The following is a 13,487-nucleotide window of genomic DNA, read 5'->3' as shown; positions in this document are numbered from 1 at the left end:
TTATGCTTTTTATTTTTTATTCAGTGTATAATTCGATTTCCAGTACGGATACGTTATAGGCATATACCGTTTCAATGTAACTCCGGCGGATGTCGCGTGAAGCGTTCAGGCTCTGCACGAAGTCCGTGATATTGATTTCACTTTCCTTGAACTTCAGCAGGGCACTTTCCTGCAAGGCTTCTGCCTCTTTCAGGGCAGCCTTGGAATAATAATCCAGACTCTCCTGCTGCTGGCGGGCACGGCGGAAAAGCTCTTCCACCTGGTTGTTCAACTGTACCCGGTTCTGCTCGGCCTGCCATTCTGCAATCTGCAAGTTCACCTTGGCCTGCTTGCTGCGGCTGCGCTGGGGGAAGAACAGAATGGGGAAAGACACGCCCACCATCCACGAGTTCAATCCGTTCAGCGGGGCGATTTTCTGACGCACATACCCCAGTGAGAACTCCGGGAAAAACTTGCTGCGTTCAATGCGGAGTTCCGATTTCTTTTCCTGTACCTGACTGGCAAAATAGTTCAGATGGGCTGCCGAAAGCGTACGGTCCTGCAAAGAGAGCGGAAGTACGGCCAGCGAACTGTCATTGGGCACTACCGGCGCACCGGCATAGCAGGCCCACGCAAAACGACGGGAAGCCAGCTCCACTTCCTCCCGTGCCTGCAGGCTGCGGGTGTGAAGATCCGCTGCCAGCGTGGCAATCATGTTCCGTTGTGTCTGGTCAATATCTCCCTGCTGATAACGCAGTTCCCCGCTTTCACGCAGCTTCAGGGCCAGCTCCTCCTGCTCTCCATACAAACGATACAAATGGAGAGCATATTGATAGTACACCCACGCCCGTTTCACTTCAGCCACAATTTCTTTCTTCACCATGTCGCGGTAGTTACTGCCGGTGGTCACCTGTGCATTGACCAAGGCATTCTTATAAAAAGGAGTCAGCAAGGAACCGAGCGACTGTTCTACCGACAGTTCGTTATCTTTCCGGTATTCCCCGTTCAACTGCCCCCAGGAGTAGCTGAACGAAGTGTTACCCCCGTCCCACACTTCTCCACGGGCTGCCCGGCTCCGTTCGATTTCCGCATTGGCCATCTTCAACCGTGGGTGATTCTGCAAGGCTATTTCCAAGGCCTCATCCAGCGAAATCGCCTTCTGAGGAGTCGGATTCACGGCGGAAGCAGATACGGCCAGCAATAACAGCAGACAGGTCATTCCGGTTTTTCGGCCCAACCGAGCACGGTGTCTTTTCCGTCCCCACAAATGGGCAATGACATTTACCAGCCGGTAGAACACCGGAATGACAATCAAGGTCAGCACGGTAGATACAATCAGTCCGCCAATCACTACGGTCGCCAGCGGGCGTTGTACTTCGGCTCCGGCCGAGGTAGCTACCGCCATGGGCACAAAGCCCAGTGAAGCCACCAGTCCGGTCAAGAACACCGGTCTCAACAGATGAGGACATCCTTTTGCAATGATTCGATTCGTACACATAGTATAAGTTTTTTCTTTTCGCAAATCATTAAAATGATTGATCATCAAGATACCATTCAGCACGGCCACACCAAACAGGGCGATAAATCCCACACCGGCCGAGATACTGAACGGAAGTCCACGCAACCACAAGGCTACGATACCTCCAATCAGAGACAAAGGTACGGTAGAAAAAACAACTAACGAATAAATTACGCTTCTAAATGCGAAAAACAACAGCAAAAGTATCAGCATCAGGGCAATCGGAATCACAATGCTCAACGTGCGTACGGCATTCTGCAGGTTTTCAAACTGTCCGCCGTATTCCCAGTAATAACCGGGTTTCAGCTTGACATTTTTCTCCAGTGAAGTACGTATCTGTTCCACTACCTGCTGGATGTCGGCATCGCGCACATTGACACCGATGACAATCCGTCGTTTGGTAGCATCGCGGTTAATCTGCAACGGTCCGTTCTCCAGGTCGATGCTGGCCACTTCGCTGACCGGTATCTGAATGCCTTCGCTCGTGCGGACAAACAGTTTGTCGATGTTCAGGTCTTTCACCTTATCCTTGTCCAGACGCAATACGAGGTCGAAACGGCGTTCGTTTTCAAAGACCACTCCGGCAGCCTCTCCGGCATAGGCCGTACGGATAATCATATTCAGTTCCTCTATGTCAATGCCGTAGCGGGCAATCTTGGCACGGTCGTATTTCACCAGCAACTGCGGAAGTCCCATGGCCTGCTCTACCAGCACATCGGAAGCTCCTGGCACCTGTTCCACATACTTGGCTGCCTCTTTGGCCTTGGCATAGAGTTCGGCCATATCTTCTCCATACAGTTTGATGGCGATATCGGCTTTGGCTCCTGTCATCAACTCATTGAAACGCAACTGGATGGGCTGACTGAAATTGAATTCGGCTCCTTTCACCGACTCCAGCGACTTTTTCATCTTCTCCACCATCTCCGCGCGGCTGCTGGCCGAAGTCCATTCACTGAACGGCTTCATCACAATCATCACGTCGGCATCCTCTACGGCCATCGGGTCGGTAGGAACTTCAGCCGTACCGATTTTGGCGACCACGTGCTTGATTTCCGGAAAATCTTCTTTCAGTTTCTTCTCAGCCGCAAGCGATACCTCGATACTGCGGCTCAAGGAACTACCTGCCGGAAGCGTCATCTGCATGGCGAAGTCGCCTTCATCGAGTGTCGGAATAAATTCGGCTCCCAACCGGGTGAACAACAAGAAGGATAATATTAATAAGGTAAAGGCTGAAGCCAAGGTACCCCACACATGAGCCAGACAGAAATTCAAAATCCGATGATACACGCGGTTCAACTTCTCAAAGAAACGGTCGGCCAAGGTCGGCTTGGACGAAACGGTACGTTTCAGGAAAAGCGATGCCATCATCGGCACATAAGTAAGCGACAGCAACAGGGCACCGATGATACAGAACACCAGGGTCTTGGCCATCGGAGTGAAGTACTTGCCTTCAATTCCCGTCAAGGTCAATATCGGGAAGAAGACAATCAGAATAATGAGTACGGCAAACGTCGCACTCCGCACCACATTGCCGGCACCTTTTTCCACTTCTTCATCCATTTCCTGCTTGCTCAGCGTACGGCCCATCCATTTCTTGCCATAGATGTGTGCCAGAATACCTTCCAGTATCACGATGGAACCGTCTACCACAATACCAAAGTCGATGGCCCCCAAACTCATCAGGTTGGCCGACACGCCGAATACCCGCATCAGGATAAAGGCAAAGAGCATGGCCAAGGGAATGACGGAAGCCACAATCAGTCCGGCACGTACATTTCCCAGGAACACAATCAAGACGAGAAACACGATAATGGCTCCTTCCACCAGGTTACGGATGACCGTCGAAATGTTACGGTTCACCAGTTCCGAACGGTTCAGGTAGGGTTCTACGCTGATACCCTCGGGCAGCATCTTCTGTACCTTGGCCACCCGCTTCTCCAGTTCCTGGGTCACCACATTGGCGTTGGCTCCTTTCAGCATCATGGCGATACCTCCCACGCACTCACCTTCTCCATCCTTGGTCATGGCTCCGAAACGCTTGGGGGCGCCATAGCGTACTTTTCCGATGTCACTTACATGCACGGGAATCCCGCCCCGGTTGGTCACGACAATCTGTTCAATGTCTTTCAAATCGGAAATCATACCCTCCGAACGGATGTAATACGCCCGGTTTACCTTTTCTATATAGCTTCCTCCCGTGTTCTGGTTGTTGCGGCTCAGCGCATCGAACACATCACTGATGGTGATGTTCAACGAATACAAGGCATCCGGGTCGACGGCTACCTCATACTGTTTCAGGTAACCTCCGAAGCTGTTGATTTCCACGATACCCGGAATACCCGAAAGCTGGCGTTTCACAATCCAATCCTGGATGGTACGCAGCTCCATGGCATCGTACTTCTTTTCATACCCGGGAGCTACCTTCAGCACATACTGATAGATTTCGCCCAACCCGGTAGTGATAGGCATCATTTCCGGTACCCCCAAATTGGAGGGAATCTCTCCAGCCACGGTCTGTATCTGCTCATTTACCAGCTGACGGGCATCCAGCGTGGGCACGCTTTCCTTGAATACGACCGTCACCACGGAAAGTCCGAAACGGGACACCGAACGGATTTCCTGTACATTCATGATGTTGCTCATGGCCACCTCTATCGGGAACGTAATGAGCTGTTCCACCTCCTGAGGCGCCAACGTGGGCGACACCGTGACAATCTGCACCTGATTATTGGTGATATCGGGCACGGCATCAATGGGCAATGTCAGCATGGAATAGATGCCCCCTATCATTAAAAACAGTGTCGTCAGGGCGACAAACAGTTTTTTGCGAATTGAAAAACGGACTATTTTCTTAAACATTTTCTTGAGTGTTGATTGATGATGGTAGCAAAATTAATTCCTCGCTCTCTCTAAAAGATGCATAAAAGTGTGAAACAGACAAATCAAGGGTTGAAACGACCTTTCGGGAAGATGAAATGGAAAAAGGAAAGGCGGAAGCCGAAACTTATCTTTTTCCATGTCAGTGTGGCAGTTTTTTATTATTTTTGCGGCCAATCCGTACAAAAGCCGGATTGAGGCACAGATTTTGCTAGTGAAAAAGCAAAAACATTCAACTGAAATAAAAACCATTAAGATATGAGTAACAAAAATCAAAACCCAAACGTGGAAGAAGAATTGAAGAACCAACAGCAGAACACTGCCGAAAACGCGCAGACTGCCGCTGAATCTCAAGAAGCGGAAACGCAAGAAACCCAGAAAGAAGGGGAAGAAAAGAAGGAACTCACTGCAGAAGAAAAGCTGGAAAAGGAATTGGAAGAAGCTCAGAAAGTAATCGACGAGCAGAAAGACAAATACCTGCGCCTGTCTGCAGAATTCGATAATTTCCGGAAACGTACCATCAAGGAAAAGGCCGAACTGATCAAGAACGGTGGTGAAAAGGCCATCAATGCCGTGCTGCCGATTCTGGACGATTTGGAACGTGCACTACAGAACATGCAGAAAGCGGAAGACGTAAAGGCCATCTACGACGGGGTGGAACTGATTTACCAGAAGTTCCTGAAAAACCTGCATCAGGAAGGCTTGGAAAAGATGGAACCTGTCGGTCAGGATTTCGACACCGATTTCCACGAAGCTATCGCATTGGTGCCGGCTTCCAGCGAAGACCAGAAAGGAAAGGTTCTGGACTGCGTACAAACAGGATACAAGTTGAACGAGAAAGTCATCCGTCACGCTAAAGTGGTGGTTGCCCAATAATAAACAGGTAGAGTCATGGCGAAAAGAGATTATTATGAAGTGCTTGGAGTTGCCAAAACGGCCACGGCAGATGAAATAAAGAAAGCGTATCGAAAGAAAGCCATCCAGTATCACCCAGACCGCAACCCGGGCGACAAAGAGGCGGAGGAAAAATTCAAGGAAGCAGCAGAAGCCTACGAAGTGTTGAGCAATGCCGACAAACGTGCACGTTATGACCAGTTTGGTTTTGCAGGTGTAGACGGTGCAGCCGGAGGCGGAAGCGGATTCGGCGGATTCAGTGGCCAAGGCATGTCCATGGACGATATCTTCTCTATGTTCGGCGATATTTTCGGCGGACACGGAGGTTTCGGCGGATTCAGCAGCGGATTTGGCGGAAGCGGCCAGCCGCGCCAACGCAAGTTCCGTGGTTCCGACCTGCGGGTGAAAGTCAAACTGACCTTGAAGGAAATCTCTACGGGCGTAGAAAAGAAGTTCAAGCTGAAGAAATACGTGCAGTGCAGCCACTGTCACGGCACGGGTGCCGAAGGCGACGGAGGCACGGAAACCTGTCCTACCTGCCACGGAACAGGTAGCGTGACCCGCACACAACAGAGTATTTTCGGTATGATGCAGACCCAGACCGTATGTCCGCAATGTGGAGGTGAAGGAAAAATCATCAAGAACAAGTGTAAGGAATGTGGCGGCGAAGGCATCGTGTACGGTGAAGAAGTAGTCACCGTGAAGATTCCTGCCGGGGTGGCTGAAGGCATGCAGGTAACCATCAATGGAAAAGGTAATGCCGGGAAACACAACGGAGTGCCGGGCGACCTGCTGGTCTTGATTGAAGAAGAAAAGCATCCGGAACTGATTCGCGACGAAAGCGACCTGATTTACAACCTGCTGCTGAGCGTTCCGACGGCAGCTTTGGGAGGTACGGTAGAAATCCCGACCATCGACGGAAAGGCAAAAATCAAGATAGAGCCGGGCACACAGCCAGGCAAGGTACTCCGCCTGCGGGGCAAAGGCTTGCCGAACATCAACAGCTACGGATACAATACGGGGACAGGCGACTTGCTGGTCAATGTCAGTGTCTACATTCCGGAAACATTGACCAAAGAAGAGCGTCAGGCACTCGAAAAATGGCAGGAAGCCGAGAACTTCAAGCCGAACATGAGCCTGAAAGAAAAAATCTTCAAGAAGTTCAGAAGCCTATTCGACTAACGCAATCTCTTTTTGACAGAAATACAAGGTCATTCCTTTACAGGGATGGCCTTTTTTCATAGGTTCCCTCCCATTTGTCCAAATAATCTTTAAACCAAACCTAAAAAGAGATAATCCTGGGAAATGCAAGGCACTTTTTTTGTATTTTTGAGGCACCTAAAAAACAGAAAGTAATGAAACACTGTATCTTGATAGGAATACTGTTTTGTCCGGTACTCGTCTTTGCACAGACCGAAAACAAAAAGTCTCTTCCAGCCGACTCCGTTTCTGCCGCTCCCCTGCACACGGAGAATCTGTTGCCGCAGGATACCCTCAGTGTACCTCTGCCCGCACCCGTACAATCACATTATCTATATTCTCCCTTCGATATGTATGGCATCACTCCCTTCAGCTATACCACATGGGAGCTGCATAAAGGATTCAATGCCTCCATCGGCATGAACGTCACGTTCAGCCCCAGCAAATATGCGCCTTCCGGCGTAGGATTCGGACAGGATGCAGCCTTCCTGTATGCCGTTCCCCTGAACAAACGCCTCAGCGTGGCAGGCGGACTGTATGCCAACAATTTCAACTGGGGAGGTATCAATTACCGGAACGTGGGCATTGCCGGTATTGCAGCCTTTAAGGTGAACGAACGAATCAGCCTGTATGCGTATGGCAACAAATCACTCATGCCGAAACGTTCGCCCTACTACTACCCGCTGCCCAATTTTGCTCCTGACCGGATTGGCGGAATGATTAACTTCAAATTCAATGAAAGCAGCTCCATCAGCATCGGTGTGGAAGGAATCAAAGCTCCCCAAGGGCCTTATTGGTGGTAAATGAAAGCTAAAAAGATAGGTTATCCTGATAAAAATGATGATATTTGCAGCGGCTTAAAAAACAAGAATCATGAATTATCAGGAAACGCTCACTTATCTATATAACAGTGCCCCTCTGTTTCAGCAAGTTGGCAAGGATGCCTACAAAGAGGGGCTGGACAACACGTATGCACTAGACAATTATTTCGACCACCCTCACCGCCGCTTCCGCACCATCCACGTGGCCGGAACCAACGGAAAGGGTTCTTGCTCGCATACGCTGGCAGCTATCCTGCAGGCTGCAGGCTATAAGACAGGCCTCTACACCTCTCCTCACCTTGTCGATTTCCGCGAACGAATCCGTGTGAACGGCACACCGGTGAGCCAGGAGTTCGTCGTCGATTTCGTAGAAAAACACCGTGCCTTCTTCGAACCGCTGCACCCTTCTTTTTTTGAGTTGACCACCGCCATGGCATTTACATATTTCGCCCAACAGGAAGTGGATGTGGCCGTCATTGAAGTGGGCCTTGGAGGAAGACTGGATTGCACCAACATTATCCAGCCCGACTTGTGCGTCATCACCAACATCAGCTTCGACCATGTGCAGTTTTTGGGAAATACACTGGCAAAAATTGCCTCCGAAAAAGCCGGTATCATCAAAAAAGGCGTTCCGGTAATCATCGGAGAAACCACTCCGGAGACCCGACCGGTCTTTCAGGCCAAGGCAGAAGCCGCAGGTGCCCCCATCGTATTTGCTGAAGACGAACACCTGCTTCTCGATGCCAGACGAAACGAAACCATGCACTATATCTACCAGACGGCAGACTATGCCGACCTGGAAGGTGAACTGGGCGGACTATGCCAGCTGAAAAACACCAACACCTTGCTTTCCGCCCTCCGTCGGCTTCCTGATATCGGTTACCGTATCACAGAAAAAAATGTGCGGGAAGGCTTCCTGCACGTCTGTGAACTGACCGGACTGATGGGACGCTGGCAAAAACTGGGAGAACACCCCACCATCATCTGTGACACCGGACACAACGTGGGCGGCATGCAATACATCACAGAGCAGCTTCGCCGGCAGACGTATCAAACCCTGCACATCGTGATTGGAATGGTAAATGACAAAGATGTGAGCGGTGTACTTTCCATGCTTCCCCAAAAGGCATGTTATTATTTCACCCAAGCCAGTGTGAAACGGGCACTTCCTTGTGACAAAATGAAAGCTTTAGGAGAAAGCTTCGGATTGCACGGTAATGCCTACCCCCATGTGGAAGAAGCCTTCGAGGCTGCCCGGCATCAAGCTCAGCCCGATGATTTCATTTTTGTGGGAGGAAGCAGTTTTATTGTAGCCGATTTACTTTCTTTAAATAAATAAACCGTATTCTTTCTTTGAAAAATGTTTGGGTATGTTGGAGAAAATCTTTTTATTTGCACAACAAAATGATGTGTGAACTAAAAAGATTTTAATAATATGAACAACACATTTTACAAAGAAAATAATTTAAGCGGCTTAAAAAGAGCAGATTTTCAAAAAACAATCGACGGTAAAGAAACTGATTTGTTTATTCTTTCAAATCAAAGTGGCGCTGAAGTTGCCATCACAAACTACGGGGGAGCAATCTTAGCTATAATGGTTCCGGATAAAAACGGGAAACTGGCCAATGTGGTTCAAGGACATGACAGTATTGACCACGTCATTAACAGTCATGAACCTTTCCTCAGTACATTAATCGGACGATACGGCAACCGCATCGCCAAAGGAAGCTTCCTGATGGATGGAAAAGAATACAAGCTGACCATCAATAACGGACCTAACTCCTTGCACGGAGGTCCTACTGGTTTCCATGCTCGTGTATGGGATGCCAAGCAGAAAGAAGCCCACACTGTCAGCCTGCATTACCTTGCCAAAGATGGAGAAGAAGGTTTCCCTGGCAATCTGGATGTCACCGTGACCTATACCCTTACCGGAAACAACGAACTGGTCATTACCTACGTGGCCAACACGGACAAAAAAACCATCATCAATCTGACCAATCATGCCTTCTTCAGCCTGGCTGGTCTGAACAACCCGACACCGACCGTAGACAACAATATCGTCACTATCAACGCAGACTATTATATTCCTATCGACGAAGTATCTATCCCGACGGGGGAAATTTTGAAAGTGGAAGGAACGCCGATGGATTTCCGTACCCCACACACAGTAGGAAGCCGTATCAATGAGCCCTTCCAACAACTCATTAACGGAGCCGGATACGACCACTGCTACGTATTGAACAAACGGGAAACAGACGCTTTGGTATTTGCAGCAAAATGTGTAGAACCGGAAAGCGGACGTACATTGGAAGTCTATACCACCGAGCCAGGTGTGCAAGTCTACACTGCCAACTGGCACAACGGCTTCACCGGATACCATGGAGCCACATTCCCGGCCAGAAGCGCCATCTGCTTTGAAGCACAGCATTTTCCAGATTCACCCAATAAAGGACATTTCCCTTCAGTCGTACTGAAACCGGAAGACACCTATCACCAAGTAACCATCTATAAATTCGGGGTCGAAAAATAATACCTAAAAAATCAATCTAATTTATAACTTAATACACTTTCAATTTAAACCATGGAGCAACAAAAACAAAAAACTAATGTCATCGCAATCATTACGATGTTCTTTCTGTTTGCGATGATTTCATTTGTTACCAATCTGGCTGCACCGTTTGGTACCATCTGGAAAAACCAGTATGCCGGTGCAAACACATTAGGTATGATGGGTAACATGATGAACTTCTTGGCATACCTTTTCATGGGTATTCCTGCCGGTAACATGCTGGTTAGAATCGGATATAAAAAAACATCCTTGATTGCCATGGCAGTCGGCTTTGTCGGTTTGCTGGTACAATACTTGTCAAGTCTTTTCGGAGCAGATGTGGATGTCTTCTCTTTAGGTGAATACGCCATCAAACTGAACTTCATCGTGTATCTGTTGGGTGCCTTTATCTGCGGTTTCAGCGTATGTATGCTGAATACAGTAGTCAACCCGATGCTGAACCTGTTAGGAGGTGGCGGCAACAAAGGTAACCAGCTGATTCAGACGGGTGGTGCATTGAACTCATTGGCTGGTACACTGACACCGCTCTTTGTGGGCGTGCTCATCGGTACAGTGACTCCGAAAACAGCCATGTCTGATGTGGCTCCACTGTTGTTCATCGCCATGGGTGTATTCGCTTTCACTTTCATCGTGATTTCCTTCGTATCTATTCCGGAACCTCACATGAGAAAGAAAGGCGATAATGCAGCTAAAGAAAAATTCTCTCATAGCCCTTGGAGCTTCCGTCATACAGTACTGGGAGTGATTGGTATCTTTATTTATGTAGGTATTGAAATCGGTATTCCGGGTACATTAAACTTCTACCTGGCCGACTCCAGTGAAAAGGGAGCCGGAATCCTGACCAACGGTGCAGCTATCGGCGGCGCCATCGCAGCAATTTACTGGTTGTTGATGCTGGTGGGTCGTCTGACCAGTAGTATCATCAGTGGAAAAGTTTCAACCCGCGCACAGTTGATCACCGTTTCCGCTACTGCCATAATCTTTACAGTCATCGCCATCTTCACGCCCAAGACAGTGGGTTTCAATGTGCCGAAAGTGGTATATGATCCGGCAGCCAAGACCTCTGAAATTTTGACAAACGCCGGTGTTCCAGCCGATCAGATTGCGACATTCGTCAGCAATCCGTCGGAAGAAGCCTTGGCCCCCTATGCAGAGGCACTGAAGGAAATACATTCAACTCCTGCTGAGGTCGTAAAATCAATGGAAACACCCCGTGTACCAGTAAGTGCATTATTCCTCGTCCTTTGCGGTCTGTGTACTTCCGTCATGTGGGGAGGTATCTTTAACTTGGCTGTAGAAGGATTAGGTAAATACACCGCACAGGCTTCCGGAATCTTTATGATGATGGTAGTAGGTGGTGGAATCTTCCCGTTGCTGCAACAAGTCATCTCCGATGCAGTAGGTTATATGGCCAGCTACTGGCTGATTGTAGCCATGCTTGCTTATCTGCTGTTCTACGGTCTGACAGGTTGCAAGAATGTAAATAAAGATATTCCTGTAGAATAAATCCGGCCGTCCGGTCCTGTGTGTCAGGGCCGGATATGCTTTTAATATTAACCCTTAAATTTTTATCATTATGGACATAGAATTTGTAAGAAGCCGCTTTATCAAGCATTTCGACGGTACAACAGGCTCAGTATATACTTCTCCGGGACGTATCAACCTGATTGGTGAACACACAGACTATAACGGAGGATTCGTATTTCCGGGTGCTGTAGACAAAGGAATGGTAGCTGAAATCAAACCGAACGGCAAAGATAAGGTTTGTGCCTACTCCATCGACCTGAAAGACTACGTAGAATTTGGCCTGAACGAGGAAGATGCTCCGAAAGCAAGCTGGGCACGTTATATTTTCGGTGTTTGCCGCGAAATGATCAAACGAGGAGTTGACGTAAAAGGTTTCAACACAGCATTTGCAGGTGATGTACCTCTGGGTGCCGGAATGTCTTCTTCTGCTGCATTGGAATCTACATACGCTTTTGCGTTGAACGATTTGTTTGGCGACAACAAGATTGATAAGTTCGAACTGGCTAAAGTAGGTCAGGCAACTGAACACAACTACTGTGGCGTGAACTGTGGCATCATGGACCAATTCGCTTCTGTATTCGGAAAAGAAGGTCACCTGATTCGTCTGGACTGCCGTTCACTGGAATACCAGTACTTCCCTTTCCGCCCAGATGGATACCGTTTGGTGCTCGTTGACTCAGTTGTAAAACATGAACTGGCTTCTTCTGCTTACAATAAACGCCGCCAGAGCTGCGAAGCTGTAGTGGCTGCCATTAAAAAGAATCATCCGACCGTAGAATTCCTGAGAGACTGTACAATGGACATGCTGAATGAAGTGAAAGCAGAAGCAACCCAAGAAGACTACATGCGCGCAGAATACGTAATCGAAGAAATCCAGCGTGTATTGGATGTATGTGACGCTCTGGAAAAAGGTGATTACGAAACAGTAGGTCAAAAGATGTACGAAACTCACCATGGCATGAGCAAACTCTACGAAGTAAGCTGCGAAGAACTTGACTTCTTGAACGACATCGCTTTTGATTGCGGAGTAACTGGTTCACGTGTAATGGGTGGTGGATTCGGTGGATGTACCATTAACTTGGTAAAAAATGAATTGTATGAAACCTTCATTTCTACCGCAAAAGAACGCTTCAAAGAAAAATTCGGCCGCAGCCCGAAAGTATATGATGTCGTAATCAGCGACGGTTCACACAAGGTTTGCTAATTTCTTACATCATAAAAGAAGATATTCACCAGCAATATTCTAAGAAATAGCTGGAATATAAAAAATGACACCAATAAGCCATTCTAAAATATTTTATGCAAATGAAAATACGGGATTCGAAACAATCCCGTATTTTTTTATTTATATAGAGGAGAAAACATATAATAATTACAACTATTATTTGAAAAATCCAAAAGGAATGCATACCATTTGAAGAAATAGAAAAATCGCCCTATCTTTATCATTCTAACCTTTAATTATTATTTGATATGAAAAAAATCAGTAGAATCTTATGGATGGTTGTGATAGGTCTGTACGGCATATCAATGAATCTTACAGCCAACACATCCTCCAGCAATTCCTCACAAGAAAAAGGAGAAACCGTTGTTTGCCGGGGAGTAGAAGCACACACCTCGGGCCCGATGATTAAAGTAGGAAGAGAAGCTCCCGACTTCCGGGCAGTCAATGCAAAAATGGAAGAAATCAGTTTATCGGACTACAAAGGAAAAAAAGTAATCTTGAACATTTTCCCGAGTTTGGATACACCAACATGCGCATTATCTGTCCGGCAATTTAACGCCAGGGCGGCAGGGCTGACAAACACTGTAGTACTGTGCCTTTCCATGGACCTGCCTTTTGCACAGTCACGCTTCTGCTCTACCGAAGGGCTGAACAATGTAATTCCCCTGTCTGTATTCCGCAGCCATGATTTTATGACCCACTACGGTCTGCAACTGGCCGACGGACCGTTGGAAGGACTGATGGCACGGGCCGTCATCGTGGTGGACGAGAATGGAAAAGTATGCTATACGCAGCTGGTGAAAAACATCTCCCACGAACCGGACTATGAAGCTACACTGAAAGCCGTGCAATAACCAATCTCCAAAGTGAAGGGAA

At 48.0% G+C, this 13,487-nt stretch carries 8 protein-coding genes and 2 pseudogenes; 9 read left to right on the top strand and 1 reads right to left on the bottom strand.

Translation table 11 applies throughout. The features are described from left to right. Positions 1-16 precede the first annotated feature (16 nt). Entirely contained in the window at positions 17-4,357 is a 4,341-nt protein-coding gene (locus BQ7480_RS05765; RefSeq protein ID WP_072542088.1) for a CusA/CzcA family heavy metal efflux RND transporter, read from the bottom strand. Between the two features lie 276 nt (positions 4,358-4,633). Between BQ7480_RS05765 and BQ7480_RS05760 the strand changes: the two genes are divergently transcribed. From BQ7480_RS05760 to tpx, 9 genes and pseudogenes are all read left to right on the top strand, one after another. Continuing rightward, positions 4,634-5,251 carry a nucleotide exchange factor GrpE gene (locus BQ7480_RS05760; RefSeq protein ID WP_022354931.1) on the top strand — a complete coding sequence of 206 codons (618 nt, stop codon included), beginning with the start codon at positions 4,634-4,636 and terminating at the stop codon, positions 5,249-5,251. A 15-nt stretch (positions 5,252-5,266) separates the two neighbouring features. Then, the gene (gene dnaJ / locus BQ7480_RS05755; RefSeq protein WP_072542087.1) at positions 5,267-6,451 is read left to right on the top strand and encodes a molecular chaperone DnaJ; all 1,185 of its coding nucleotides are present in this window, start codon (positions 5,267-5,269) and stop codon (positions 6,449-6,451) included. A gap of 173 nt (positions 6,452-6,624) precedes the next feature. Further along, positions 6,625-7,272: a hypothetical protein gene (locus tag BQ7480_RS05750; RefSeq protein ID WP_072542086.1), complete on the top strand. Its 648-nt coding sequence runs from the start codon at positions 6,625-6,627 to the stop codon at positions 7,270-7,272. A 70-nt stretch (positions 7,273-7,342) separates the two neighbouring features. Beyond that, positions 7,343-8,629: a bifunctional folylpolyglutamate synthase/dihydrofolate synthase gene (locus BQ7480_RS05745; RefSeq protein WP_072542085.1), complete on the top strand. Its 1,287-nt coding sequence runs from the start codon at positions 7,343-7,345 to the stop codon at positions 8,627-8,629. 96 nt (positions 8,630-8,725) lie between these two features. Next, positions 8,726-9,820: an aldose epimerase family protein gene (locus BQ7480_RS05740; protein WP_072542084.1), complete on the top strand. Its 1,095-nt coding sequence runs from the start codon at positions 8,726-8,728 to the stop codon at positions 9,818-9,820. Between the two features lie 51 nt (positions 9,821-9,871). Continuing rightward, a pseudogene (locus BQ7480_RS05735) lies at positions 9,872-10,900 on the top strand (MFS transporter); the annotation flags it as partial. Between the two features lie 171 nt (positions 10,901-11,071). Beyond that, positions 11,072-11,365 (top strand): annotated as a pseudogene (locus BQ7480_RS18325) (MFS transporter); the annotation flags it as partial. Positions 11,366-11,435: 70 nt separating this feature from the next. After that, positions 11,436-12,590 carry a galactokinase gene (galK, locus tag BQ7480_RS05730; RefSeq protein ID WP_072542082.1) on the top strand — a complete coding sequence of 385 codons (1,155 nt, stop codon included), beginning with the start codon at positions 11,436-11,438 and terminating at the stop codon, positions 12,588-12,590. Positions 12,591-12,916: 326 nt separating this feature from the next. Next, positions 12,917-13,465 (top strand): thiol peroxidase, encoded by a 549-nt coding sequence (gene tpx, locus BQ7480_RS05725; protein WP_072543922.1) that lies wholly within the window; start codon positions 12,917-12,919, stop codon positions 13,463-13,465. Positions 13,466-13,487 lie beyond the last annotated feature (22 nt).

Origin of the sequence: Bacteroides mediterraneensis, assembly GCF_900128455.1 — a bacterium.
Classification (GTDB): domain Bacteria; phylum Bacteroidota; class Bacteroidia; order Bacteroidales; family Bacteroidaceae; genus Phocaeicola; species Phocaeicola mediterraneensis.
Note: the sequence above shows the minus strand (reverse complement) of the source record. Positions and strands in the feature narration are given on the sequence as shown.

Coding starts and splice junctions, on each gene's coding strand:
- BQ7480_RS05765 (WP_072542088.1), bottom strand. CDS start 4,357: ATGTTTAAGAAAATAGTCCGTTTTTCAATTCGCAAAAAACTGTTTGTC.
- BQ7480_RS05760 (WP_022354931.1), top strand. CDS start 4,634: ATGAGTAACAAAAATCAAAACCCAAACGTGGAAGAAGAATTGAAGAAC.
- dnaJ (WP_072542087.1), top strand. CDS start 5,267: ATGGCGAAAAGAGATTATTATGAAGTGCTTGGAGTTGCCAAAACGGCC.
- BQ7480_RS05750 (WP_072542086.1), top strand. CDS start 6,625: ATGAAACACTGTATCTTGATAGGAATACTGTTTTGTCCGGTACTCGTC.
- BQ7480_RS05745 (WP_072542085.1), top strand. CDS start 7,343: ATGAATTATCAGGAAACGCTCACTTATCTATATAACAGTGCCCCTCTG.
- BQ7480_RS05740 (WP_072542084.1), top strand. CDS start 8,726: ATGAACAACACATTTTACAAAGAAAATAATTTAAGCGGCTTAAAAAGA.
- galK (WP_072542082.1), top strand. CDS start 11,436: ATGGACATAGAATTTGTAAGAAGCCGCTTTATCAAGCATTTCGACGGT.
- tpx (WP_072543922.1), top strand. CDS start 12,917: ATGAATCTTACAGCCAACACATCCTCCAGCAATTCCTCACAAGAAAAA.